General features: G+C 51.6%; 21 protein-coding genes. 16 read left to right on the top strand and 5 right to left on the bottom strand.

The genetic code is table 11. The annotated features are described in order from the left end of the window. Nucleotides 1-242: 242 nt before the first annotated feature. Entirely contained in the window at nucleotides 243-2981 is a 2739-nt protein-coding gene (locus tag ABYA77_RS08470) for a LuxR C-terminal-related transcriptional regulator (protein ID WP_372965519.1), read from the bottom strand. A 214-nt stretch (nucleotides 2982-3195) separates the two neighbouring features. Between ABYA77_RS08470 and cysB the strand changes: the two genes are divergently transcribed. Beyond that, a complete protein-coding gene (gene cysB, locus ABYA77_RS08465) occupies nucleotides 3196-4173 on the top strand; it encodes an HTH-type transcriptional regulator CysB (protein WP_372965518.1) in 978 nt (325 codons plus the stop codon). Between the two features lie 64 nt (nucleotides 4174-4237). Here the strand turns inward: cysB and ABYA77_RS08460 are convergent, their stop codons facing one another. Next, nucleotides 4238-4963 (bottom strand): phosphoadenylyl-sulfate reductase, encoded by a 726-nt coding sequence (locus tag ABYA77_RS08460; protein WP_372965517.1) that lies wholly within the window; start codon nucleotides 4961-4963, stop codon nucleotides 4238-4240. A 211-nt stretch (nucleotides 4964-5174) separates the two neighbouring features. Here ABYA77_RS08460 and thrH point away from each other — a divergent pair, with 211 nt between their 5' ends. Beyond that, nucleotides 5175-5789 carry a bifunctional phosphoserine phosphatase/homoserine phosphotransferase ThrH gene (gene thrH, locus ABYA77_RS08455; protein WP_372965516.1) on the top strand — a complete coding sequence of 205 codons (615 nt, stop codon included), beginning with the start codon at nucleotides 5175-5177 and terminating at the stop codon, nucleotides 5787-5789. Between the two features lie 42 nt (nucleotides 5790-5831). On the opposite strand, the gene pabB is transcribed toward thrH, so the two are convergent. After that, entirely contained in the window at nucleotides 5832-7193 is a 1362-nt protein-coding gene (gene pabB / locus ABYA77_RS08450; protein WP_372965515.1) for an aminodeoxychorismate synthase component I, read from the bottom strand. A 171-nt stretch (nucleotides 7194-7364) separates the two neighbouring features. Between pabB and ABYA77_RS08445 the strand changes: the two genes are divergently transcribed. From ABYA77_RS08445 to ABYA77_RS08435, 3 genes are all read left to right on the top strand, one after another. Continuing rightward, entirely contained in the window at nucleotides 7365-7943 is a 579-nt protein-coding gene (locus ABYA77_RS08445; protein WP_372965514.1) for a hypothetical protein, read from the top strand. A gap of 175 nt (nucleotides 7944-8118) precedes the next feature. Further along, nucleotides 8119-8946, top strand: coding sequence for a DUF6160 family protein (locus ABYA77_RS08440; protein ID WP_372965513.1), 828 nt, complete (start codon nucleotides 8119-8121; stop codon nucleotides 8944-8946). A 266-nt stretch (nucleotides 8947-9212) separates the two neighbouring features. Continuing rightward, nucleotides 9213-10040 (top strand): DUF6160 family protein, encoded by an 828-nt coding sequence (locus tag ABYA77_RS08435; RefSeq protein WP_372965512.1) that lies wholly within the window; start codon nucleotides 9213-9215, stop codon nucleotides 10038-10040. Between the two features lie 128 nt (nucleotides 10041-10168). Here the strand turns inward: ABYA77_RS08435 and ABYA77_RS08430 are convergent, their stop codons facing one another. Continuing rightward, nucleotides 10169-10783 carry a hypothetical protein gene (locus tag ABYA77_RS08430; RefSeq protein WP_372965511.1) on the bottom strand — a complete coding sequence of 205 codons (615 nt, stop codon included), beginning with the start codon at nucleotides 10781-10783 and terminating at the stop codon, nucleotides 10169-10171. 237 nt (nucleotides 10784-11020) lie between these two features. On the opposite strand from ABYA77_RS08430, the gene ABYA77_RS08425 reads away from it, so the two are divergent. From ABYA77_RS08425 to ABYA77_RS08380, 10 genes are all read left to right on the top strand, one after another. Continuing rightward, on the top strand, nucleotides 11021-12046 hold the full coding sequence (locus ABYA77_RS08425) for a DUF58 domain-containing protein (RefSeq protein WP_372965510.1): 1026 nt from the start codon (nucleotides 11021-11023) through the stop codon (nucleotides 12044-12046). After that, on the top strand, nucleotides 12043-14082 hold the full coding sequence (locus ABYA77_RS08420) for a DUF3488 and DUF4129 domain-containing transglutaminase family protein (RefSeq protein WP_372965509.1): 2040 nt from the start codon (nucleotides 12043-12045) through the stop codon (nucleotides 14080-14082). The genes ABYA77_RS08425 and ABYA77_RS08420 overlap by 4 nt, the downstream gene beginning before the upstream one ends. Next, entirely contained in the window at nucleotides 14079-15110 is a 1032-nt protein-coding gene (gene holB / locus ABYA77_RS08415) for a DNA polymerase III subunit delta' (protein WP_372965508.1), read from the top strand. Before ABYA77_RS08420 ends, holB begins: the two co-directional genes overlap by 4 nt. Nucleotides 15111-15216: 106 nt before the next feature. Then, complete coding sequence (locus ABYA77_RS08410) at nucleotides 15217-15567, top strand: PilZ domain-containing protein (protein WP_114333655.1); 351 nt, start codon at nucleotides 15217-15219, stop codon at nucleotides 15565-15567. Nucleotides 15568-15579: 12 nt separating this feature from the next. Next, entirely contained in the window at nucleotides 15580-16494 is a 915-nt protein-coding gene (locus ABYA77_RS08405; protein WP_372965507.1) for an alpha/beta fold hydrolase, read from the top strand. Beyond that, the gene (locus ABYA77_RS08400; protein WP_372965506.1) at nucleotides 16487-17401 is read left to right on the top strand and encodes a DUF4892 domain-containing protein; all 915 of its coding nucleotides are present in this window, start codon (nucleotides 16487-16489) and stop codon (nucleotides 17399-17401) included. The genes ABYA77_RS08405 and ABYA77_RS08400 overlap by 8 nt, the downstream gene beginning before the upstream one ends. A 2-nt stretch (nucleotides 17402-17403) precedes the next feature. Next, nucleotides 17404-18621, top strand: coding sequence for a patatin-like phospholipase family protein (locus ABYA77_RS08395; RefSeq protein ID WP_372965505.1), 1218 nt, complete (start codon nucleotides 17404-17406; stop codon nucleotides 18619-18621). A 78-nt stretch (nucleotides 18622-18699) separates the two neighbouring features. Beyond that, nucleotides 18700-19605 carry a 50S ribosomal protein L3 N(5)-glutamine methyltransferase gene (prmB, locus tag ABYA77_RS08390; RefSeq protein WP_372965504.1) on the top strand — a complete coding sequence of 302 codons (906 nt, stop codon included), beginning with the start codon at nucleotides 18700-18702 and terminating at the stop codon, nucleotides 19603-19605. Nucleotides 19606-19642: 37 nt separating this feature from the next. Next, the gene (gene aroC, locus ABYA77_RS08385) at nucleotides 19643-20737 is read left to right on the top strand and encodes a chorismate synthase (protein WP_372965503.1); all 1095 of its coding nucleotides are present in this window, start codon (nucleotides 19643-19645) and stop codon (nucleotides 20735-20737) included. 16 nt (nucleotides 20738-20753) lie between these two features. Beyond that, the gene (locus ABYA77_RS08380; protein WP_372965538.1) at nucleotides 20754-21893 is read left to right on the top strand and encodes an MFS transporter; all 1140 of its coding nucleotides are present in this window, start codon (nucleotides 20754-20756) and stop codon (nucleotides 21891-21893) included. 9 nt (nucleotides 21894-21902) lie between these two features. Here the strand turns inward: ABYA77_RS08380 and ABYA77_RS08375 are convergent, their stop codons facing one another. Continuing rightward, nucleotides 21903-22781, bottom strand: a complete 879-nt coding sequence (locus ABYA77_RS08375; protein WP_372965502.1) for a LysR family transcriptional regulator — start codon at nucleotides 22779-22781, stop codon at nucleotides 21903-21905. Between the two features lie 234 nt (nucleotides 22782-23015). On the opposite strand from ABYA77_RS08375, the gene leuC reads away from it, so the two are divergent. Then, nucleotides 23016-24423: 3-isopropylmalate dehydratase large subunit (gene leuC, locus ABYA77_RS08370; RefSeq protein WP_372965501.1), on the top strand; the 1408-nt coding region annotated here is incomplete at its 3' end.

The following is a 24423-nucleotide window of genomic DNA, read 5'->3' as shown; positions in this document are numbered from 1 at the left end:
CAAGTCAGACGCAAAAAAAAGAGCCATCCCTAAAGAGGGTGGCTCTTGTAAAATGGGCTCTTATCGAACCCGGCGTCGAAACAACGCTGGACAAGAAGTCTGAAGGCCTGAGTTTCAGATCTCGCGTAAGGCGTTCACCTCACTATGGTTAAATAATAAGGCTTAAGGGGGCGTAAGCGGATCGTCCAAAGGGCGTAGTGATGAGGCTTAATTCGAATAAAGTGTGAACCAGTTCACGTTATTTAATCTTCCAGAAGCCCCAGTTCCCGGGCTTTTGCCAAAGCTTCTGTGCGCCGGCCCACGGCCAGCTTGCCATACAGGTTGCGAATGTGGGCTTTAACGGTGGCTGGAGCGACCGCCATTTTTGCCGCTATATCTTTGTTGGCCAGGCCTTGGTTGATGAGTTGCAGGACCTCCTGCTCACGCAGGCTCAGGGGTTCCAGTAGGGCACCTGTCGAACTGGCAGGAACGTTTCCTGTGGCGACAATCGGAGCCTGCGAACGGCCTGGCTTTTTGATCATACTGGCATGCTGATGCCTAAGCATCGTGAGCAGTTCGCGATTCCAGCGGCCGGGCGTTCTCAATCGGGGCAAATCGAGCAGTAAGCTTCGAACCGTTTCGCTCTCTTCAGCAAACAAGCGTAGAAAACCCGCCCCTTCGGCTTTATCCAGTGCCCGTTCAAGCATACCCGAAGCCTCTTCTGCTCGGCCCTCCTGAGTCAGGGCTTCCGCATAAACAAGCAGGATTTCTACCAGGTGGCGGTTGTGGGCGTTGCGTTCAGCAACAGGCACAAGGGCAGAAAGCGTGTCTTGTGCTTGACGGTACTGGCCATCGGCAATCAATGTTCTTGCCAGAGCAATGTGGTTTTGCTCACGGTTCAGGGGGTTGTTGGCAGGTTGGGTGATTGTGGGTTCAATGCAGGCCATGGCTTTGGCCGGGTTTCCTGTAGCCAGGTAGCAGCGCGCTAGCAGGGCAGAGACTGCCGGTGGTTCAAACACAATATGTTCACGGCGTTTTATTCCAACGGACACGGCATCTTCGAGGGCTTCAATCGCCGCCTCATATTTTCCTTCGCTGAAAGCCAGATGGCCACGAACATACTGGATAACCACGTGTTGGCCAGGCTCAGTGCCTTTTTCGACATGTTCGAGCAGCGGCGACAAATAGCTTGCCGCCAGCTCAGGCTCATTCCGCTCACGATAGATTTCTGTGAGCGCGGAGTTTTGCCAGCAGGAGATTAAGCGGGGTTGACTGGGGTCTGAGTAGTGCTCATCAACCCAGCGGCGTATGCGGGTTGTGGTGTCCAGGGCAAGATCGGTGTCACCCCGGTGATACTGAATCCATGACAGTAGACCGCCAGAGGACAATACCGTACTTGGTTTGCGCTCAACCTGGCCATAATGAACGGCAGATTCCAGTGCCTCCTGAGCTTCGTTCAGCTCTCCTTTACCGAAATAATCCAGGCCCAACCCATAATAAGTGACCGATTTCAGCGGGATCTCAATCTGGTCCAGGTCTTTAAGCACCTGACGAGTCAGGTCCGAGGCATTTTTCTCATCGTTACGGCTACGGGCGAGGTACGAGCGCACCAAGGATAATTCGCTCTGGATGGCCAACGCACCCTCGGCATCCGGGTGGGAATCGGCGACACGACGGTCCAGCAGGTCTTCAACCTGTGCGATTAGAGGTTCCAGGCCTTCAACACGGTTGGCGAAGTACAGGCCCCAAACTTTAAGCATAATCAGCTGCGGGCTTTCCTGAACCTTGTCTTGTGGTATGGCATTGAGCCATTCGAGCACTGGTAAATGAAATCCACCGTGGATCAGGTTGTTACCATGTTCTGCCAGCACTTGTGCCAGTCTGTTGGTATCGTTGCTACTGACAATCTGGGCGATGGCTTCCTGCACATGCCCGTGGCTCAGTAGCCAGTTGATTGTGCGGGATTGAATATTTGCAGCTTTGTCAGGATTAAGGCTACGTAAACGCTGAAGCAGAGCTTCTCGGAACAAGTCATGATACCTGAACCATTCATTTCGGTTATCCAGTGGGATGATAAAAAGATTCTGGGCGAGCAGGGTGGCCAGCATGTCTTCACTGTCATCGCGCTCCCTGATGGTATTGCAAAGAGAGGCGCAAAGCCGTGGGCAACAGGATGTATCCAGCAGAAACTCTATGAGCTGGTCAGGCAACTGCTGAAGCACCTCGGTGAGCACATAATCACTGATCAGTTTTTCTTCCGGCGCTACCGGGTTAGCCAGTGAACTCTGGCCCAGCTGCTCAGCGCCTGTTTTGCCTGAAAGTGCCGAAAGCTGCATGGCTGCAACCCAGCCTTCGGTGCGCCGACAGATGTTGAGTATCTCTTGTTCGGGGAGGTCCATAGACATGGTTTCCCGGAAAAACGATCGACATTCATCTTCAGAGAAGGCCAGCAAGCCGGGATGGATATCCTGTACATGGCGACGCACCCGCCAGCGGGCCAGTGGAAGAGGCGGTTCGGTACGGGAGGCAATGGTTACCAACATACCCTGGGGCAGATAATCCATAAACCAGGCGAGTTGCCGGTGAATGGTATCGCTGGTTATGACATGGTAGTCGTCCAGAACCAGAAACCAGGGCGAGTCTTCTTTTGAAAGCGTGTTAATCAGGCAGGTGATGGCTGCAGACTGATTTTCACCGGTTTCCTGTGAAAGCTGCTTTTTTGCATCATCCAGCCCGATCAACCCGGAGTGCTCAAAGGCGCCGATGAGGTACTGCCAGAATTGCCGGGGCTTATCATCATGTTCATCCAATGATAACCAGGCTGTGCGAGTGCTGTTACGGGCGCACCACTGGCTTACAAGTGTTGATTTACCAAAACCGGCTGGCGCGACCACAAGGTTCAGGCGTTTACTGGCCTCTGGCTCAAGCAGGGCGTCCAGGCGCGCACGTCGAATGGCTCGCGGGTCTGATGATGGTCTGAGAAATTTCGTGTTTAACAGCATGGTTTCACTGAGTTAGAACAGTATAAGTAAGCGATTGTGTGCTTTGCCACGCTCAAGTCAAGGGCTGCTGTGACGCAGCACTTTGGTCGGGCTGCGAATGCCGGTAATTGGACTACAATGACGATAGTGGTTGATGTATACCAAAAAAGAATGAAAATTCATTTTTTTATGCGTATTATCCTGTAAAAGGCTTATTCTGGGAGCGACAGTTTTAATGAAATTACAACAACTGCGTTATATCTGGGAAGTTGCGCATCATGATCTGAATGTGTCTGCTACTGCACAGAGTCTCTTTACATCTCAGCCCGGTATCTCTAAACAGATCCGTTTGCTTGAAGATGAGCTTGGGCTAGAGGTTTTCGCGAGAAGCGGGAAGCATCTTACGCGCATTACTCCGGGTGGCGAAATCATCATTCGTGAAGCGGGTGAGATTCTGCGTAGGGCAGAAGGTATCAAGAAAATTGCCCAGGAATTCAGCAACCAGCGTAAGGGCGATCTGAGCATTGCGACCACCCATACTCAGGCACGTTATGCGCTACCACCGGTTATTAAAGGTTTTATTGAAGAATACCCGGATGTTTCCCTGCATATGCATCAGGGTACGCCTATGCAGATTTCTGAAATGGCGGCGAACGGGGCTGTGGATTTTGCCATAGCCACTGAAGGTATGGAGTTGTTTAACGACCTCATTATGATGCCGTGCTACCGCTGGAACCGTTGCGTAGTGGTTCCGAAAGGTCACCCGTTGGCTAATGGGCAGCCCCTGACGCTTGAAGAGTTGGCGGAATATCAGCTCGTTACATATGTGTTTGGCTTTACCGGTCGTTCGAAGCTTGATGAAGCTTTCCAGTCTCGCGGGTTGACGCCAAAAGTGGTGTTCACCGCTGCCGATGCAGACGTTATTAAAACCTATGTAAGGCTGGAGCTGGGTGTTGGGATCATCGCGAGCATGGCGTACGATCCTAAAGTCGATACCGACCTTGTGGCCCTGGATGCCAGCAAGCTGTTCAGGCCATCAGTGACCCGTATTGGCTTCCGCAAAGGGACTTTCCTGCGGGGCTATATGTATGACTTTATGAACCGGTTTGCACCGCACCTGACCAAAGATATGATCGATAGAGTTGTGGCGCATCAGGGCAGTCGCACTGAGATTAACGCACTGTTCGAGGATATCGAACTGCCGACTTACTAAATCGTCAGAACGTAAAAAGCCCGCCGTTAGCTATACCCGGCGGGCTTTTTTTGATCCGGACTGATTAGCCTGATTTACCAATCAGATTGACTGCATGCAGGCCACATTCTTTATGGGTAGCTTCTTCCCACCACCAGCGACCTTCGCGCTCATGCTGGCCTGGTAACACAGGGCGGGTACAGGGTTGGCAGCCAATGCTGATAAAACCCTGTTCATGAAGTGTATTGTATGGCGCTTCAGACATGCGGATATAGTCCCAGACATCCTTTGAGCTCCAATTCGCCAAAGGATTGAATTTCACTAAGGACTTATCAGCGCTAGAGAATGCGGAATCTACCTGAACTACCGGCACATCATTGCGTGTGCCTGGGCTCTGGTCACGACGTTGGCCGGTAATCCAGGCATCGACCGTTGCGAGTTTTTTGCGGAGTGGGGCGACTTTGCGAATGCTGCAGCATTCAGAGTGGCCATCTTCGTAAAAACTGAAAAGGCCCTTTTTGTTAACGAGGTTTTGCACAGCTTCCGCGTCTGGGAACAGTACTTCAATCTCTATGCCGTAGTGCTGGCGGACCTTTTCGATAAATGCATAGGTTTCCGGGTGTAACCGACCGGTATCCAGAGTGAATACTCGCAGGTTGTCTGTCAGTTTATGTGCCATCTCGATGAGGACCACGTCTTCGGCACCACTGAAGGAAATTGCGATGTTGTTGTAACGTGCCAAGGCAGCCTTCAATATGGCTCGCGGGCTTTGGCCGTCAAGCTCGGTGCGGAGGGAATCGATATCAGTCATGTTGCTCCAGCAGTACTTTCCTAAGATTTGTTAAGGCTACCACCAAACCCTTCATAACCTGAAGGAATTAGAAACTATATATTTATAGCTCGCTTGTAGGATTTAGTGAAGGATTCACGATGCATTCCGCCCTCGTTTTTCATATCATACTCGGCAAGAAAGCTGGGTACCTCTTGTGCCCGCTATAGACCTATTAATTCAGGAGACCGTTGTGGAACTCGCATGTCTTGACCTTGAGGGCGTACTGATCCCGGAAATCTGGATCGCATTTGCAGAAAAAACCGGAATTGAAGAGCTCAAGGCAACCACCCGGGACATCCCTGATTATGATGTGCTGATGAAGCAGCGTCTGCGAATTCTGGATGAGCATGGTTATGGCTTGCCTGCAATTCAAGAGGTGATTGGCTCACTGGACCCTTTGCCAGGTGCCCGTGAATTTCTGGATTGGTTGCGCGAGCGTTTTCAGGTTGTGATCCTTTCAGATACCTTCTACGAATTTGCCATGCCTCTGATGAAGAAGCTGGGGTATCCTGCGCTTTTGTGTCACAAGCTGGAAGTGGCTGAGAATGGCCAGATCACCAACTACCTGTTGCGCCAGAGAGATCCCAAGCGGCAGTCTGTACGTGCTTTCCAACTGCTGAATTACCGTGTGATTGCCGCTGGTGACTCCTATAACGACACTACCATGCTGGGCCAGGCGGAAGCCGGTATTCTATTCCATGCTCCACAGAATGTTATCGACGAATTTCCGCAGTTCCCTGCGGTGCATAACTTTGACGATCTCAGGAACGAGTTCCTGAAGGCGAGTAAAGTACACAGCGCCTGATTGTTCAGATAACTGACCTGTGCTGCTGAAATAGCAGCCAGGTCAGAGTTTCAACTCTTCCAGAAAGTGCATCAGGGGCTGGACCTTCGTCAGGGTTTCCTGATACTCCGCTTCCGGCTGAGAGTCCACCACGATACCGCCGCCGCCCCAGCACCGAATAGTACCGTCTTTTTCGCAGAGCAATGTTCGTATTGCAATGTTGCTGTCCAGCTTTCCGTTCAGCCCGTAATAAAACACAGAGCCACAATACGGGCCGCGCCAGTGAGGCTCTAATTCATTAATAATTTCCATGGCCCGGATTTTGGGCGCTCCGGTAATGGAGCCGCCAGGGAAAGCATCAAACAGAGCTTGTAACGGACTGATGTCAGGCTTTAGCTGAGCACGAATATGGCTAACCAGATGGTGTACGTTCTGGTATGTCTCCAGAGCGAAAAGCTGATCAACGTTGACCGAGCCGGGAAGGGCATTAACGCTGAGATCATTGCGTAGCAAATCGACTATCATCAGATTTTCGGCTCGGTCTTTTTCTGACGCCAAAAGTTCGTTTGCCAGTGATGTGTCTTGTTCGGGCGTGGTGCCTCGGCGCCTGGTGCCTTTTATGGGGCTGGTGCTGATTTCACCGGATTGAATGTGAAGAAAGCGCTCAGGCGATACAGACACGACTGCATTCCCCTGGAACCGGAGGAACGCTGCGTAGGGTGTCGGGTTAGCTTCACTTAATGCCGTGAAGGCCGCCCAGGGGTCGCCCTTGTATGTTGCTTCGAACGACTGGGACAGGTTGGCCTGATAACAATCACCAGCTTTAATGAATTCCCGAACCTGTTCTACTTTACTCCGGAAAGACGCTGCATTTTGGGTTGCTTTGAATGGTTGGGTGATAGCCCATTCGGTCTGTGGAGCGCTGCAGGGATTTTCTAACCAACGTTTTAATTGCTGCTGATTTTCCTTGCAAAGCTCCGGGTGGACCCAAAGAAAACATTGCCCTGACTCCAGGTCTTCACTGGCGAACCATAAATACAGGCCGGCAACCAAGAGAGGAAAGGGTTGCTCAGTCAGACGATTATGCAAGCGTTCTTCTCTGGCGTAGCCAAACTCATAAGAAATATGACCAACCCAGCCACCGGTCAGTGGGCAGGGTAGGTCTGTTTTATCGTTTGGATGGAGTTTGTAACGAGTGCAGAGAGCTTCCATTTTACGGGCGATATCGCGGGTGTTCAGGCCCTTCCTGTGTTTAGCTGTTATGGTTACCTGTTCTGTCGCGTGGCTGGCGAAGCCACGGGCGGTGCCGCGACTTCCCGAGCATGCCTGACTGCCCAGATATACGAAATCATGCTGAGACGAGGCGTAACCGCATAGCGTCAGGTACTGTTCTCGCGATAGCGGTTGGCAGAGGGGAAAGGGCAAGGTGCCTCCGTTAAAAATTGGAAGAATGATACACGCTGCACAAAATGAGCGTTGTCCGTTTGGGCCACACACTGCTCTAATAGTTGCGCCGTAGTAAACGGGCCGCCTGGTATTTTAACCGTTTTACGCCCGTGAATCTGAAATCCGCACAATATTATTGGAAGTAATCCTATGTTAAGAATAAGAAAGCACGTACTGGTGGCAACCTTAAGTTTGTTTGCACTTGGGGCTTCAGTTTCATTTGCACAAGGGCTTCCGCAGGATGGGCCTCTGGCCGACGGTAAAATTTCTGAAGAAGAGTTGGCTGGTATTCTTTCAACGGCTCAGCATCAATTGATCAGGCTGTCTGATACGGCAACTCATGAATATGAGGAGATCATTCAGGATCCTGCGCCCGATTCGCCTGCTGCCTGGATGTTGATGAAAGATGGTGAGACTGTGAAGCGTCTTAATCTCGACAGCCAGGTTGAGGGCATGCCCGCTTCCGCAAAAATTATGGTTTATCGGGCGGCACTCAAGTCCGTTGCCCGGAAGGGTGAAATTAATGCTGCAGCTATCCTGTATACCGGGCGCCTCAATGAAGAAAGTGATACTGAAGTGTTGGTGATTGAGCATGAACATCGTCTTGGTGTTTCGGGTAATAAAGTTATTGGTTATGAGGTAGAAGACGGGAAGATCGCTTGGGCTAAGCCTGTAACGCAAAAAAAACCTTACCAGTGGTTTTATGACGCAAAAGAAGATGCTTCTTGATTAAAGTGTGAGCTCATCGTCATTTGTTACGCAATGTAATGAAATGGTGCAGGATTGTGAGTGTTGTCACGGACTAGAGCTGTAAAACAATCTTAAATGGACTCGTGGGGTAACGAACTCCACAACAAATAATAAAACTCACATAAGAACAAATGAGTTTCACAAGGAGAATTGAATGAAAGGCCTGAAGAAGATTGCTCTGGTAACTGCTATTGCCGCCGCTCCGTTCGCAGCCCACGCTGATCTGAAAGCGATGGACGACAGCATGATGGGGAACATCACCGGTCAGGCCGGTGTGACCATCGAACTGGAAACTCAAGTAAGCATCGGTTCCTTTGTGTACACCGATGAAGGTTCTTTCGCAGTTAACGGTATCGAAATCGGCGGTGCGGGCATTGCCGGTGCAGCCCATGACGGAATCGGTAACCCTGTAACTAACTTGTTGGATGACCTGTATATTGATATCGACGTTGAAGCCGACGGCGATGCCTTCATTTCAGTTCATTCCATTACCGGTAACCCGATTGACTGGGGTATGACTGCCAGCTCCATGTCGCTGGTTGCGGCGGATGGAAGCGAAAGCACAACTCTGGTGTCCAACCTCTCTGGTCACGGTATGCTGGGGCAGCTTGATATCCGTGTAGATACAGCCACAGACCAATTGCAACTGGATGTTGCTTTCAACGTAATGGATATGGACTTCGATGTAGAGTTCCTGGGTGTGGGCATTCGTGATATGGCCATCATGGGTGGCACGTTCTTCGAAAATGGCTCTAACTTCTCCGGCGGCTTTGGCGATATGTTTGCCGTGGCTGACGTTGATGTGTACAAAGGCAATGGCCTGGGTGCATCTACCGCGACCGACGTTCTTCGTGTTGATATCAACGATATCACTCTGGACATGAATATCGGTGCGATCGAAATCGGTGGTACTTCTATCGGTTCCGTGGCCATGGATAACCTGACTATCTCCAACACTAAACTGGCAGTTTACGGTCACTAATCTGACCTGATTGTTAAACTGGTGTTGAAACGCCCCGCTTTGCGGGGCGTTTTTTTTTGCCTGAATGAAAGGTGTCGACAGGATATTCATGGACGAATTCCCAGTTATTGCAATTTGTTTCAATGTGCAACAAAAAGGTAAGTGTTTGTGAGCGGGGTCACAGATTAAGACTGTAAAACAATCTTAAATGAAGTTGTGGGATAACGAACTCCACGCCGATAAAAGCTCAAACAAAAACAAATATGAGTTTTACTAGGAGAATAACAATGAAAGGCCTGAAAAAAATTGCTTTGGTAACTGCTATTGCCGCCGCTCCGTTCGCAGCTCACGCTGACCTGAAAGCGATGGACGACAGCATGATGGGCAACATCACCGGTCAGGCCGGTGTGACCATCGAACTGGAAACTCAAGTAAGCATCGGTTCCTTTGTGTACACAGATGAAGGTTCTTTTGCTGTTAGCGGTATCGAAATTGGGGGTGCGGGTATAGCCGGTGCGGCCCATGACGGAATCGGTAACCCTGTAACCAACCTGCTGGATGACTTCAGCATTACTATTGATGTTGAAGCCGACGGCGACGCCTTTATTTCACTTCACTCTATTACTGGTAACCCGATCGATTGGGGTGTGACTGCCAGCTCCATGTCATTGGTTGCGGCTGACGGAAGCGAGAGTACCACTTTGGTTTCTAATCTGTCTGGCCATGGTATGTTGGGGCAGCTGGATATCCGTGTGGATACAGCTACTGACCAACTGCAGCTGGATGTCGCATTCAACGTAATGGATATGGACTTTGATGTAGAGTTCCTGGGTGTGGGCATTCGGGATATGGCCATCATGGGTGGCACGTTCTTCGAAAATGGCTCTAACTTCTCCGGCGGCTTTGGCGATATGTTTGCCGTGGCTGACGTTGATGTGTACAAAGGCAATGGCCTGGGTGCATCTCTAGCGACCGACGTTCTTCGTGTTGATATCAACGACATTACTTTTGATATGAATATCGGTGCGATCGAAATCGGTGGTACTTCTATCGGTTCCGTGGCCATGGATAACCTGACTATCTCCAACACTAAACTGGCAGTTTACGGTCACTAATCTGACCTGATTGTTAAGCTGGTGATGAAACGCCCCGCAATTGCGGGGCGTTTTTTATATGCATGGAAAACACATGCGATAAAAAAGGCAACCAAATGGTTGCCTTTTTTTGTTAAGCGTTTGGCCGTTTAGCGGTCCGGCACTCGGATCGACATATCGAATCCACCGCCAGGTCTTGGGGTCAGAGTGATAGGGCCATCGTTAATGGCTTCGGGGATGTTTATCTGGTTTAAACCCGGCGGGTTGCCGATGCTGAAATTCAGGTTTTGCCCATCAAAACCAAGCCCAAGCTGATCGTTCAGGAAGGTTTGCGTGAAAGGTTCATCCGGGATTTCTAGTTGCTGACCGAAGATGATCGGTAAGGTTTGAGGTGTGAAGTTCGCAGATGGCTGCGCTCGGGCTAATTCATCAATTGGTAATAACAGTGCCTTACGCAGGAATTCCTCTTCGGCGTCGGTGAGGGCGTCTTTTCTGTCATCTTCGAGGTAGCGTTGCAATGCTTCCCGGTATGCTTCTTCTTCCGCCTCTGTGATGACGGGTTCTCCGGGTGAGATGGTGAGTGCCCGGATTATTCTTTCACGGTCGGCTTCGGATTTTTGCTGGTCTCTCGGCACAACAATTACGGCTGAATCCTCAACATAGGTATCAACCATTTCGTCGGAACTCATGGTTTGAACGCCGCCCCATACAGGGCTGGCCAATGTGGTCGCGATGGTGGCTGCAAGCAGTGATGGGCGTGTCATGGTGTTGCCTCATGCGTTACCGTTTCAGTTCAGAGGCGCGGCTGAGATTACAATGTTCAGTCAATACGCTCCCGTACCGGAGTATTCTGTTTGTCAGACAGTTTTTCAACTGGAAAGTGCCCTATGTGTGACCCGAATCCGCAGTTAAGCAGTAAAGTTGTCTATAAAGCGCGAAACTGTGGTTTTATGTGCAGATGAAGTAGTTGAACTTTTTATGGAACATATGGCCTGATGGGCATGTTAAAAAGAACTTTTATCAATAGTTGGCAGCGTTGGGTTCACCGGCGGATTCCCCGGTCAGACACACAGGTGTTTACCCAAAAGAACATATTTATCGTGCCTACCAGTGTTGGCGTGGTGTTTGGCGTGTTGTTGTTGATTTTGCTGATTACCGGTATCAACTATCAGAACAGTCTAATTTACCTTATGACGTTCGTGCTGGGCACTGTCTTTGTGGGTGCCATGCACCAGACCCACCGCAACTTGTCAGGTTTAACCTTGTCGCTGACGCGGGCAGGAGAAGGCACCGCAGGCGATGAGATTCCTTTTTACCTGCGGCTATGCGCTGGTAAAAATCAGTCATTGGCGATCACTGTATCAGTTGATGACTCACGTCTGGAGCAAATACATATTCCCGCCGGAGGCTATAAAGACGTGGTGCTTCCGGTTCATTCTTCGCACCGGGGTTACCTGCGTCCTGACAAAATCCGTATTGAAACCCGCTTCCCATTTGGTTTGTTGAAAGCCTGGTCCTGGCTGCGTCCCTCCTCAGCCGGGATTGCTTTTCCAAGACCGCTGATAGCGCCGGACGTAGGAAGCTCGAACGATGATGGTCCGGAATCACAGTCGGCGATACCCAGGGCCGGTCAGGATAACGCCGATCTTCGACCGTGGAGAGAAGGAGATTTAAGCCAACGGGTGATGTGGAAGCGTTTTGCTCGCTCTGGTCAGATGATCGTTGCAGATTGGCAGGGAGAGCAAGGAAGTCCGCACTGGCTCGATTTTAATTCATTTCCGGGTGCCGATGCTGAATTCCGGTTAAGTTATCTGGCCTGGTTGGTGGCTGATCGCGTTCAAAAGGGCACCAAGTTTGGTCTTCATTTACCGGGCGAGGTGATTGAGCCTGACTCCGGTGCTGTTCATGGTGAACGTTGTTTGCGGGCGTTGGCGGTATGGGGTGAAAAGCCACCGAGAGAGCACGATGCTCTGGCATTTGGAACTCGTCAGGCATTGGATATAAAGCCGTTGAGGGCGTCTAAATGAATTTGCTGGCAATACCTGCTGGTGCTTTGCTCTGGTTAATTGGAAGTTTTACTTTGTTATTGTTACCACAGTGGAACCGCTTGCCCTGGTGGCTTATTGCTGCCTGTGTGGCATTGGCTTCATGGCGTTGGCTGGCTCAGCGGGGCCGGGTTCGGCTACCTGGCCGTTGGCTGAAAGCGGGTATTATGCTGGTGTTGGTCTCTGTTTACGTGGCCACCGTTCAGGGGCGTTTTACTGTGGACACCGCGGCTTCGTTTTTCGTCCTTTCGGTTGGGTTGAAGTGGCTGGAAACCCGGTCAGCCCGTGATTTCTATGTGCTGTTCTTTATTCTTGTGTACCTTGCTGCGGTCAATTTTCTGTTTCAGCAGGACATTATGTGGGCCTTGCTCACATTTTGCGCTGTAGGTTGCTTGTTGGTGGGCGTGCAGATTCTGAATGCTCCGGATCTTCCTGGTAATTTTCGGGCAGGCTGGAAGCGCTTAGGTCTGTTGCTGTTGAAAACCTTACCCATCGTGGTGCTGTTGTTTGTGTTTTTCCCCCGAATGGCGCCGTTATGGAGTGTGCCGCTGGTATCTGGCCAAGCGCGAAGTGGTATCTCTGATACCATGCGCCCCGGTGATATCTCGAATCTTGTTCAGAGCAGTGCTACGGCTTTCCGGGTGACCTTTGGGGGTGCTAAGCCCGAATATCGGGACAGATATTGGCGCGGCCTGATACTGGATTATCTTGATGGAGAAACCTGGCGGCAATTGGATGATGAGCCCTTCCAAGCGCCGGGTCGGGTAGCTATCGACGGGGGTGTTGGTGCCCTTGCCGAGAATGAGTACGACGTATTGATGGCGCCAACCGATCAACGCTGGGCCTTTGCTCTTAAAAATTCGGTAGTGGCTTCAGATAATATATTTCATGTCGGTGAGGGGCTGTTTCGCTTCGGCAGACCTGCAGACAGTCCTGTCAGGTATCGGATGGCTTTGGGTTCAGATCAGGCTCCTGAGGCGCAGATACTGGATCCGGCTCAGCGATATCGGTATCTCCAGTTACCTGACAAAGGCAATCCCAGAACCCGGGATCTGGCCGAAAAGATGGCGGCTGATCTTAAGCCCGCTGAATTGGTTAATGATCTGATGCAGCGGTTCAGAGAACAGGAATATTACTACACGCTGCGGCCTCCGGTGATGCCCGAGGATGGTGTAGATGCCCTGTTGTTTGAGGAGAAGCGAGGCTTTTGTGCCCACTACGCTGGGGCGGCGACCTTCTTGTTCCGGGCTGCGGGGATCCCGGCTCGTGTTGTGCTGGGGTATCAGGGTGGCGATGCCGGAGCCGGGGGTGAGTATCTGATTGTCCGTCAGTACGATGCGCATGCCTGGGTTGAAGTGTGGTTGGACGGTCGCGGATGGGTGAGGGTAGATCCAACTTCGGCGATTGCACCGGACCGGATTGAGTACGGGCTTCGGGATGCAATGGAGGAAGAGGGTTCGTTTCTTGAACATGATCTGATTTCATTTCAGCGCTACGCAGATTTTGCAGCTTTGCAATGGATTTCATTACAGCTTGATCGTGTTAATTATCAGTGGCAGCGCTGGATAGTAGGTTATCAGGGTCAAAGTCAGATGGACCTTATGTCGCGCCTGCCCGGGGGTATGGGCATGAAGGAGTTGGGGTACATTACTGCGGGTATTGTGGGTGTGGCTTTGCTTATTGCCGGGATAGCGTCCGGGTTGGCGCTACGCACCGGTGGCAGCCAAGATGCATTTGGTAGGGTGTTGGGTGCCTGGCATCGTTTGTGTGAACAAGCCGGCGTTCCGGTTCGCAGTGGCGAAACCCCGAAAGTGCAGGCGGAACGTTTGGCGTTGGCCCGACCGGCTGTGGCGGAATCCGCAAGGACCTTTGCCCGTGCTGTTAACAGCCATTACTATAGCTCTGAATCTGACAGGCATAACAATGCAGACGTGCAACGCCTTCAGCGATTACTGAAGGCAATGAAGCGCCAGCTTCGGCGTGATGGAAAAACCGGTTCCATGGGCACCATGAAATGACTGATTTAGCACAGGAAATGCCTTGGCTTGCACAATCCTGGAAGGCCGTTCAGCAGCGTTTGGCTCAGGGGCGTTTGCCTCATGCCTTGCTGGTTGCAGGTGAGCGAGGCGTCGGTAAGCAGGATTGGGCCCGAGCGGTTGGTGGTCTGTTGTTGTGTGAGGCTCCCGCTGGCTTAAACGATGGTTCGCCTGTGGCTTGTGGACACTGTAAGCAGTGCGAGCTTATGGCTGCCGGTACTCATCCGGATTTACGGGTATATCGCCCTGAAAAATCAAAAATGGTGAGAATTGACCAAATCCGGGCATTATCTTCTTTTGCTGTAGGTTCTCCTCAGGTCGCTCACCACAAGGTTGCTATTGTGGACAGGGCTGATCAGCTCAACATTAACGCAGCCAATGCTTTGTTAAAAACGCTGGAAGAACCACAGCCTGATGTAACACTTATTCTTTTGCAGGAGAGTGGTCGCCCGATATTGCCGACCATCCGCTCCCGTTGTCAGATATTAAACCTTCCACTACCAACGGCTGAGCAAGCAGGGAAGTGGTTGGCAACACGGGTTGCCGGTCTGGAAGAGGCATCGCGCCCGGGAGAAGATGTTCTTGCCCGAAGTCTGTTGTTAGCAGGTAACGCACCCCGGCTGGCACTTGAGTATGCCACGGGAGATTTTCTGACGCTCAGAGATGCCGCATTTGAAGCCTTTCGTCAGTTTATGAAGGGAAAATCCGGCGTTGGAGAAGCAGCAAAAAAATTCAAAGCGCTTGGCCTGGATGACACGCTATGGTTGTTTGAAACCTGGGCCGTTGATTTGGCTCGTTGCAGTGCTGGCGGCGAAGTAACCGATCCTGAAACAGCCGATATGCTGGGTTATCTTGCACGCAGTAACCCGCCATGGCGAGCACATGAGCTGTTAGATAAGGTGAAGGAGAGCCGGAGTGCCGCTGTTTATAATGCCAGCCCGGAGCTTGAGGCCAGTCAGCTTTTAATTGCCTGGCGTGCGCTGATGCCTGTTAAACGAAAGGCAAGTTGAGCTTTGTATAAGATCAGCTGCTATGATTGTGAAATGTCGGGGAATTCCTGGCGAAGAGCAGCAAAAAATGACGTCACGGAACTTTTAGCATTCAAAGGTGTTTGATATGGGGCCCGGATTCGGAGCACGCAGCGGTATTCTAACCCTGACCATTAAAGATAAAGCGGTACTTTATGCCGCCTACATGCCGTATATCCGACAGGGTGGGTTATTTATTCCGACTCAGAAACAGTACCAGCTTGGAGATGAAGTGTTTCTCCTGCTGAACCTGATGGATGAGCCTGAGAAAATTCCTGTGGCTGGTAAAGTCGTCTGGATTACACCTAAGGGAGCTCAGGGCAACCGGGCGGCGGGTATCGGCGTGCAGTTCAATGGTGATGACGAAACAGCCCGCACCAAGATCGAGTCGTATTTAGCCGGATCTTTGAGCTCGGATCGCCCAACACACACCATGTAGGATCCGCACGGAATGATTGATGCAGTGGTAGCTGGCAGCGGGCTTGCGATACCGGCCGACTGCCGGGAGGCCCACTGGCCCCTTGAAAACATCACCTTGGCCGGCCTGACCTGGCCAAACCATAGAGAAGCCCGGCCTCCGGTGGTTATGGTGCACGGTTGGCTGGATAACGCTATGACCTTCACCAAACTCGCACCAGAACTGTCTGAATTCACGAATGTTCATGCCATTGATCTCGCTGGTCATGGGCATTCCGGCCACCGGCCGCCTGGTTTTGGCTACTGGCTGACAGACTATGTGGCAGACCTTTGCGAGCTAATCGATCTTCATTTTTCTGAAGCAGACCAGCAGCCTCTGGATCTTGTCGGACATTCTCTGGGCGGAATTATCTGTGGGCTCTATGCGGCCGCTTTTCCGGAGCGGGTAGGGCGATTGGTGATGATTGATAGTCTCGGTGCTTTGAGTCGCAATGCTGAAGACACTGTTCCCCAGTTACGCCGGGCACTTCAGAAAAAAATGAACGGATCTGCCCCACCGACTGTCTACCCAGATATGGCAACGGCTGCACGAATAAGAGAAGGTGGATTGAGCCCCCTGAGCCCTGAGGCTGCGAAAACGCTGGTACCTAGAAACATGCGTTCGCAGGGCGGTGGCTTTATATGGCGCACAGATGCCCGCTTGAGGCATCCAACGGCCCTGATGATGACTGAAGAGCAGGTGCACGCATCTTTGGCCGCTATCCGGACGCCCACGTTGTTTGTTCGTGCCCGCAAAGGGTTATTGGCAAAGCGAGGTGTCCTGGATAAAAGGGCTGAGCTTATTTCTGGTTTAACGATTGCTGACGTACCCGGGGGGCACCATTGCCACCTGGATGGAGATACCGTACCGGTTGTCTCCGCTATAAAAAGGTTCCTTTTTGATGTTTGATCGCATGCGTTCTCGTTTTCACAAAGGGCTGATTGCAGCAACCTTGACGATATTTTCGATTCCTTCTCTGGCTGCTGTGTTTAGTGAGGCTCCGGAACCCTTTCCGCAGTCCAGGCTTCAGTTAACAAAAGACATTGAGTCGTCCGGGCACCTGGTTCTTTTCAGCCCGATCAGAGAAGTGCGTAATGAGATCCGCTCAGAGGTGATGGCTCGGCTGCCGGTTGAAGGTACGGGGCAATTGTTTGAGATTAACCGGGATGCGAATCGTGAGGCCGCCCGGGATCACTACCTTAAGCAACTGCAGGCTCGCGGCGCACAGGTGTTGTTTGAGTGTGAGGGAATTAATTGTGGGCGCAGTAATGTGTGGGCGAATCAGGTTTTCGATCAGCCACGTATTTTAGGGCGTGACACCAGTCAGGATTACGTGGTTGCAGCTGTAGCAGATGAGCAAGGCCGGCAATGGTTAACAGTGATTTATACCGTCACCCGCGGTAATTTGCGTGAATATGTCTGGGTAGAGCATCTGAGTGTGACGCCGGGAGCAAGTATTCCAGGTTTCGATACCGTTAATGGCCGAGTGCGAGGCCCCGTCATTGTTCCCTGGCGTGGCGGTTTAACCTTCAAATTTGAATTCTCAGCCGATGATCGGCGCCGATTGTTAGATTGGGCTGGAGATGAAGGCGCAGAAGTTGTGCTTGTTTCGTTTACTGAGCTCTCTGAAGGAGAATCACTGGACTCATCGCTGAAGCGTGCCGAACAGGCTGGCAACTCTCTAGCGGAATTGTTGGGTAAAACAGGTATCTCTAAAAGCCAGGTCAGAGTCATGGCAATCGGGCCGGCCGTTCACTCGACCATTCCGAACCGTCAAGCGAATCGGGTTGAAGTTGTTGTTATCAAGAGGCAGTAAATATGGCTGAGCAGGACAGTCCCGATACCAGCGATGCACCGAAGCCTCAGCAACCGGTTCGGGATGGTGTCAGTGTGGTTGTTGATGGCTCAGATGTGTCTTCGGCCGGGCGGTCAGCGAAGCAAACGGGTAAGGGGAAAAGCGTTGCACTTACCCTGGGGAGTGGCGGTGCGCGTGGTTATGCCCACATTGGCGCAATTGAAGTTCTGATGGAGCGGGGCTACAGGATTATTGCTGTGTCCGGTTGTTCAATGGGCGCATTGGTGGGGGGGATGCACGCTGCGGGAAAGCTGCAGGAGTATAAAGACTGGGTGACCGGTCTGGGCCAGTTTGATGTACTTAAATTGCTTGATGTGACCTTTACATCTATCGGCGCCATTCGTGGTGAAAAAGTGTTTTCTGTGGTTCGCGATATTCTTGGTGATACCCGCATCGAGGACCTTTCGATCCCCTATACTGCAGTTGCCACTGACCTCCTGGCTCATAAAGAGGTCTGGTTTCAGGAGGGGCCGTTGGACCAGGCTGTACGGGCATCTATAGCGATTCCCAGTGTGGTGACACCACTGGTGTTGAATGGCCGCGTGCTGGTAGATGGTGCGCTACTGAACCCACTTCCGATTATTCCAACGATTTCTGCCCATGCCGACCTGGTCGTGGCGGTAAACCTGAGTGGCGAAGATGATCAGCAGCGCCGAATTCCGGATGCTGCGTTTGCCGTAGACGACGACACCAGCGAGATTGAAGAGTGGGTGGATGCCATGCGGGATAAAGCTTCTCGTTGGTTTGACTGGGATACGATTAGGTCGCTGACCACCAGAGGTTCAGATCACGGAGAAACCCCAGAAGACAAAATTACCCGCGAGATTGCTAAAAAGGCGCATATAGAGAAAAGAAAGGCCGACCAGAAAGCGAAGCTGGACGAGCGGCACCTTAACCGTGCAAAGCACAAAGAAGAGCATCAAACGATTGACTGGGACAAGCTTGGTATTGGTAAGTTTGATGTGATGAACCTGACCATAGAAACCATGCAAAGTGCGCTGGTGCAGTACAAAATTGCGGGCTATCCCCCAGACCTCCTGGTGAACATCCCTAAAAATGCCTGTCGTAGTTATGATTACCACAAAGCGCCTGAATTGATTCGCTTGGGTCGTGAGCGTATGACTGCAGCACTGGATCGATTTGAAGAGAGTCGGAGCAGTTCCGGGCCCTTAGCGCTTTAACAAATGCGCAATGCTGCAGGGGAAGGTTTAATCAGCGTATAATGCGCCACTAAAATTCCCTGATCAGGAAGCATATTTGTGACTAGCCCCGTTGACGACCTTCACACCATCCGTGATTTATTGCGGTATGCGGCTTCACGTTTTGCCGCTTCGCCACTTTACTTTGGCCATGGTACCGATAATGTGTGGGACGAGGCCGTTCAGTTAGTGCTGCGCAGCGTTCACTTGCCGTTGGAAAACAATAACATTTTTCTGGATGCCCGGCTGATCCGGTCTGAGAGAGAACTGATTCTCGGGCGCATTGAACGACGTATCAGTGAGCGGGTGCCGATTGCCTACTTGCTGGGCGAAGGCTGGTTTATGGGAATGCCGTTCCACATAGATGAACGGGTCTTGGTTCCGAGATCACCGCTCGGGGAGTTGCTCGAAAATGGCTTGCAGCCCTGGCTAGGTAGCGGTCACGTGCAGCGCATCCTGGATTTGTGCACCGGTAGTGGTTGTATCGGTATCGGAGCGGCCACGGTGTTTGATGAGGCCGAAGTGGATCTGTCCGATATCTCGGAGGACGCGTTGGCAGTTGCAGAGTCAAACATTGAATTGCACGGACTGGAAGGGCGGGTGCAGACCATCCGGTCTGATGTATTTGATAATATTGAAGGGCGATACGATGTCATTCTCAGCAATCCGCCGTATGTGGATGCAGAAGACATGGCGGATATGCCTGATGAATATCGCCATGAGCCTGAGCTTGGTCTGGCTGCCGGTGACGATGGGCTGGATATCGTTCACCGGATTATCGCTGATGCTGCGGACCACCTGACAGAAGATGGCCTGATGATTGTTGAGGTGGGAAATTCCTGGGGCGCAATGGATGACGCTTACCCGGATTTGCCACTGACCTGGCTTGAATTTGAAAGCGGTGGCGATGGCGTGTTCCTGATCACGGCCCGGGATCTTCGTGAATGGCAGGCCAGAAACGCTTAAAGATATTTATCAAAAAACTCAAATAAAGTGCTGAAATATGTCGGGAAATACTTTCGGAAAGCTGTTTACTGTAACCACGTTTGGCGAAAGCCATGGAGCTGCTTTGGGCTGCATTATCGATGGTTGCCCTCCAGGCCTTGAACTCTCAGAAGCTGATATGCAGGCTGATCTGGATCGCCGCAAACCTGGTACTTCCCGCCATACCACACAACGACGGGAAGCGGATGAAGTTCGCATTCTGTCCGGTGTGTTTGAGGGCAAAACAACAGGGACGCCAATTGGGTTGATCATTGAGAATACTGATCAGCGATCAAAAGATTATTCCAAAATTTCTGAACAGTTCCGTCCGGCGCACGCTGACTACACCTATACCCATAAATACGGTATTCGCGACTACCGAGGTGGCGGGCGCTCTTCTGCACGTGAAACTGCTATGCGTGTTGCTGCCGGGGCTGTGGCTCGTAAATTTTTAGAGCAACGTCTCGGGATTAAAATTCGGGGATATCTTTCACAGCTTGGCCCGATAAAAGCAGAAAAGCTCGATTGGAATCAGGTTCACCAGAATCCGTTTTTTTGCCCGGATGCTGACAAAGTTCCGGAAATGGAAGCTTACATGGACGCCCTTCGAAAAGAAGGCGATTCTATTGGTGCCCGTATCAATGTGGTTGCTGAGGGGGTTCCTCCTGGACTGGGCGAACCTGTCTTTGATCGTTTGGACGCGGATCTTGCTCACGCACTGATGAGCATCAACGCTGTTAAAGGCGTTGAAATTGGTGCGGGTTTTGGTTGTATCGAGCAGAAAGGTACCGAACATCGGGATGAAATGACGCCTGAAGGCTTTTTGTCGAATCAGGCGGGGGGAGTTTTGGGAGGTATTTCTTCCGGCCAGCCTATTCTCGCCAGCATTGCTCTGAAGCCTACTTCCAGCTTGCGCTTACCCGGCCGTAGTATTGATCTGAATGGTAATCCGGTTGAAGTGATTACAACGGGGCGCCACGATCCTTGTGTTGGTATCCGCGCCACGCCCATTGCCGAGGCCATGATGGCCATTGTACTTCTGGATCACTACCTTCGTCATCGGGCTCAGAACGGCGACGTCGAAGTGTCCACGCCAATTCTCGGTCAGCTCTGATAAGGGAGGCGTCACCATATATTGGCGGCTGTCTAACCTCTACTTCTGGTTCTTTGCCCTCCTTGGAGGGCTTTTGCCGTATTGGTCCCTCTATCTGGAGGGGCAGGGTTTTTCCTATCTTCAAATCGCCACGTTGATGGCGACCATTCAGCTAACCAAGATTGTTGCACCCAGTATTTGGGGCTGGCTTGGAGACCGGACCGGCCAGAGGGTTCGTCTTGTACGCTTCGGCGCCATTACTGGTTCATTATTTTTTGCTGGTGTTTTCCTGGAACCCGGGTTCTATGGACTGATGCTTGTGATGTTTGTTTTTACCTTCTTCTGGAACGCCATCCTGCCGCTTTATGAAGTGATTACGCTAAGAGTGTTGGGGGCTGAGAAGGAGAAGTACGGCAAGGTGCGTTTGTGGGGTTCTGTTGGTTTTATTGGCGCTGTTGCCCTGGTGGGCGCGATTCTGGAACTGATGCCCATAAGCTATCTTCCCTGGTTATTACTGCCAGTTTTCTTTGGTATAGCGTTATCCGCATTTTTGGTGCCGTCAGAGCGAGGTGAACGTAAGGGCCGCGCTCCGAAAGGAAGCCTTAAGGAAATCGTTACTCATCCGGCCGTTCTGGCGTTCTTCCTGATGAACTTTCTTTTGCAGGTGTCCCACGGTGCCTATTACACCTTCTTCAGTATTCATCTTACCCAGCATGGTTACGGCAAGCTTTCAATCGGCCTTCTGTGGTCGCTTGGAGTGGTCGCAGAAATTGTCATGTTTTTGGTTATGCACCGGTTATCCAGGAGGTTAGCGGTACGGCAGATTGTCCTTGGTGCGTTGGTTCTGACTATGATTCGTTGGGGGCTTATTGCAGAACTCACAGAAGTCGTGTCAGTTCTGATTTTTGCTCAGCTTCTGCATGCTGCCTCATATGGGGTTCTGCATGCTGTTTCGGTGCAGTACATTCAGGGCTTTTTTGGTAAGCATCATCATGGCCAGGGGCAGGCCTTGTATAGCGGTCTTACATTTGGTGCAGGTGGGGCTTTGGGGGCTTGGTTGTCAGGTTTTCTGGTGAATGGTTACAGTACTTCAGCAGCCTTTTGGGGTGGGGCCGTCGCCATCTTTTTTGCAATTCTGGTGACCTGGCGGGGCCTGCGACCGCCAAGGGGAGTCTGAACGGAGGGGTTACGTTTCAGGGGTTTCTTCATCGCTCACCACTTGAAGCATAGCTCTGGCCGCTTGGCTGAGCCGGCGCCCGGAAAGGCCCACGGCACCCAGTACCCGGTTGACCGAAAACCCGGTGTCCAGTTGGTGCAGAGTTTTGTCTCCCATACTGACCGGCAACACACTCCAGCCAAGGCCAACACTGGTCATCATCTTGATGGTTTCGAGATAATTGGTTGGTATCTGCTGCTTGAGTGGGATGTTTGCCTCCAAAAACAAGCGGCTGACTGCCCGGTATGTCGCTGTAGTGGTGTCCGGCAGCAGTGCAGGGTATTTTGCCAGATCTGAAAGCGTGGTCGTTTTCTGTTCCGCTAATTCATGGCCCGAACCTGCAACGAACGCCATTGGGTCAGACCATTGCTGGTAAACCATGAACTGGCTTTCCATGCTGTCACTAAGCGTGACAAAGGCTAGCTCCGCGTTGCGTTTAAGCATTTGACTATAAGCCGCGTCAGACTCCATAAATTGCAGGTTCACGGTAACTTCAGGATAGTCCCGGACAAAACGTCTTAGCCAGTTTGGTAGATGGTGCAGGCCAATGTGATGGCTGGCGATAATATTCAGTTCGCCGCTGATGGTGCCATCGTTGGAGGATAGGGCTACGCGGGCATTATGAATTTCATCCAGGATTGTTCTGGCATGGGGTAGTAATCGTGCACCGGCGTCGGTAAGACGGATTTCCCGGTGGCCCCGTTCGATTAATCTGGAACCTAGCTGATTTTCCAGAACGGCGAGTCGTTTGCTGACAGCCGGCTGGGTCAGGTGCAGGGTTTCGGCTGCTTCTGAGAAAGAGCCCTGATCGACGATGGTCAGGAATGCTTTCAGGGAGTTTGTGTCCATCTTTGATTGTCGGCCCTTTTAAGTGTTTTGCTGGCTTTGGAGATATGTTCCCGGGGTGGTCGCCGGCTGAAAAGACTTTGTCAGTTGGTTGTCACCTGCGACAAGCATGATCATTGATTATAGCTAATTGGAATGCAATGAATGAAAAACATGAATTGGGGTTATTCGTGGCAAGATAGTATGATAGGGCCTATCAGGAAAGAAACAGAAACCCCCAGAGAGTGAGAGAGAACCATGGCGGGCAAGACCTTATATGACAAGTTGTGGGATGACCATTTGGTCAAACAGCGAGACGACGGCTCAGCGTTGATTTACATCGACCGGCAGTTGCTACATGAAGTTACATCGCCACAGGCTTTTGAGGGCCTTCGTTTAGCTGGCCGTAAGCCTTGGCGGATTGATGCCAATATTGCAACGCCAGACCACAATGTGCCAACAACAGACCGTGATCGTGGCATTGATGGGATCGTTGATCCGGTGTCCCGTACACAAGTTGAAACTCTGGACAAGAATTGCGACGAGTTTGGGATTCTGGAGTTCAAAATTAAAGATATCCGTCAGGGCATTGTGCATGTGATCGGGCCAGAGCAGGGCGCAACGCTGCCGGGTATGAGTATTGTTTGTGGTGATTCCCACACCTCTACTCACGGAGCGTTTGGTTGTCTTGCCCATGGTATTGGCACCTCTGAGGTTGAGCATGTACTGGCGACCCAGTGCCTTGTGCAGAAAAAAATGAAGAACATGCTGGTCAAGGTGAACGGAAAGCTGGGCAAAGGTGTGACCGGTAAGGATGTTGTTCTTGCCATTATAGGAAAAATTGGCACGGCTGGCGGTACCGGCTACGCCATCGAATTCGGCGGTGAAGCTATTCGTAATTTGAGCATGGAAGGCCGGATGACCATCTGTAATATGGCCATTGAAGGCGGTGCCCGTGTTGGAATGGTGGCGGTAGATGACACGACCATCGATTATGTGAAAGATCGCCCGTTCTCACCTAAAGGTGAAACCTGGGATAAAGCGGTTGAATACTGGCGTACGCTGCACAGCGATGCAGATGCGGTCTTCGATAAGGTTATCGAACTGGACGGCACAAAAATTCAGCCACAAGTCAGTTGGGGAACGTCTCCGGAAATGGTGGCCGACGTTGGCGCTAACGTTCCGGATCCAGCTAAAGAAGACGACCTTATCAAGCGTGAAGGCATTGTTCGTGCGCTGAAATACATGGGGTTAGAGCCGAACCAGAAGATTACTGATATTCAGCTGGATCGGGTATTTATCGGTTCTTGTACCAATAGTCGTATTGAAGATCTGCGTGAAGCTGCTGCGGTAGTGAAGGGGCGTAAGGTGGCCTCCAGTCTCAAGCAGGCGATGGTGGTTCCAGGTTCAGGTCTTGTGAAAGCCCAGGCAGAGAAAGAAGGGCTGGATAAGATCTTTATTGAGGCGGGGCTTGAGTGGCGTGATCCGGGATGCTCCATGTGTCTGGCTATGAATGCCGACAAGCTGGGGCAGGGTGAACACTGTGCTTCGACCTCTAACCGTAACTTTGAAGGTCGTCAGGGCTTTGGTGGGCGCACCCATTTGGTTAGCCCGGCAATGGCAGCCGCCGCTGCAGTCACAGGACATTTTGTTGATGTCCGTGAGT

Origin of the sequence: Marinobacter sp. (genome assembly GCF_041595835.1) — a bacterium.
Taxonomy (GTDB): Bacteria; Pseudomonadota; Gammaproteobacteria; order Pseudomonadales; family Oleiphilaceae; genus Marinobacter.
This window is presented reverse-complemented; position numbering and strand designations above follow the sequence as displayed.